The 1651-nt window shown below is 68.6% G+C and carries 2 protein-coding genes and 1 pseudogene; 1 reads left to right on the forward strand and 2 read right to left on the reverse strand.

Going from position 1 to position 1651, the window contains the following annotated elements; genetic code table 11:
- Nucleotides 1–671 (reverse strand): DUF998 domain-containing protein (locus HT102_RS15715; protein WP_192040398.1); only part of this gene is annotated, 671 nt, incomplete at its 3' end.
- A 2-nt stretch (nt 672–673) separates the two neighbouring features.
- A complete protein-coding gene (locus HT102_RS15720) occupies nt 674–1174 on the reverse strand; it encodes a DUF4112 domain-containing protein (RefSeq protein WP_225443798.1) in 501 nt (166 codons plus the stop codon).
- A gap of 158 nt (nt 1175–1332) precedes the next feature.
- Between HT102_RS15720 and HT102_RS15725 the strand changes: the two are divergent.
- A pseudogene (locus HT102_RS15725) lies at nt 1333–1651 on the forward strand (hypothetical protein); the annotation flags it as partial.

The raw sequence follows: 1651 nt of genomic DNA on the forward strand, positions 1-1651 counted from the left end.
GCGCGTCGCGCGATGCCCGCGCGGTGCTGCACCGCGATCGTTCCGGCTATGAGCAATTCCCATGCCTGAACGGTGTACACCGCGCCGCGCTCCCATGCGCCCTCGCCCAGGACGATGCCCGAACCCGCTTGCTGGCTCGCCACGAGCATCACCAGGCATGCGAGGCCCACGATCCCGAGCGCGACGCTCCCCTGCCGGACCAGGCCGGGAACGGCACCGCGCAGCACGAACGCACCACCAGCGATCACCGCGAGGTTGCCGCCGACGATCGCCATCACTGCTCCCGCCACATGCCAGCCCATCGTCGCGCCACTGCTGGTATCGAGCTCGGCCGGGAAAGCTCCCACCAGGATGATCCCCGCGCCATGCACTAGGGCGAGCACCAGGAATGGCGCGTGGCGTGATCCGCTCGGTGCCGCTCGCGCCAGCAGGAATGCGCCAAGGACAAGCAGGACCCCATGGCCGATGAACCCGGCGTTCATCACCCACGCGAGGGGCGAATCGATGACCCGGCCGCCGGATATCCCCGGCACCGGGATGCCCAGGTCACTGATGTAGTTGCGCGAGTAGCTGTAGCCGGGGAACGCCACCGCCGCGGCCGCCTCGCACGCCAGGTACCAGGCAGCCGCGGCAGCAAGGACGAACGCGGCGGGCACAGCAGGGGCGCGCACGCCTAGAAGATCCAGGCAATGAGCCAGGCGGTGATCGCCGCGATGGTCAGCAGCAGCATGATCGTGAAGATGACGATCACCGTGATCGAGAGGATCACGCGGCGACGGATCTGGGCGCGCGTCAGATCGGGGTCGGTGACGTGCCGATCAAGCAGCGCGACATTGCGATTGTTCGCCTTGAAGAACACATCGAAGACGGTCCCGAGGATGGGGATCGTGCCCACTATCGCGTCGATCGCGAGGTTGAGCAGCATCAGGACCAAGGTGGGGCCACGTGCTCCGAAGCGAGCGGCCTGGATGACGATGCCCGCGCTGATGACCATGCTGACCGCGTCGCCGCCGCCCGGGACCAGCCCCAGGATCGGGTCGATGCCGAACGTCTGCTTGGTGCCGGGGATGCGGAACCGCGAATCCATCAGCTTCGAGAACCGACGGATCTGGGCGCGCCGCTGGTCAACGAGCTCGGTCGACATCTGTTCCGTCGACGCTTCTTCTAGGGCCATGCGCCGAGTATCCCATGCGTTCGTGGCGCGAGCTTTCGGGCAGCGGGGTGATCCTGTGCCTCCGTGGCGGCCCTGCGTGACCGGAACCACCATCCGCGGACTGCCCGCGTGACAGGATGAAACCCTGACGCCCCAACCCCGCTTGCCAGGAGGCTGCGATGGTCACCGATGCAGACCGATACTCAGGATCCCGATACCGCCGACGCGCTAGCCTGCTGGGCCTCGCGGCGCTTGGCGCGGGCGCGCTCGCCTTCGCTGGGCCCGGGGTGGCACTGGCCGCGCCGGCGCCGGTGTGCGCAGCGGGCACCTGCACCGTCACCTACACCACCGTCGGCGCGGACACCTTCAGCGTGCCCGATGGCGTCGCCACCATTGATGTCACCGCGATCGGTGGGGCGGGCGCGTCCAACGATGTGGGCGGTGTCGGTGGCCTCGGCGCCATGACCAGCGCCGTTGGCGTGGCAGTGACCGGCGGGG

It is taken from the genome of Lolliginicoccus lacisalsi, from assembly GCF_014841105.1.
GTDB lineage: Bacteria > Actinomycetota > Actinomycetes > Mycobacteriales > Mycobacteriaceae > Lolliginicoccus > Lolliginicoccus lacisalsi.

Excerpts from the sequence above, each read along its gene's own strand:
- HT102_RS15720 (WP_225443798.1), bottom strand. The coding sequence starts at position 1,174 with ATGGCCCTAGAAGAAGCGTCGACGGAACAGATGTCGACCGAGCTCGTT.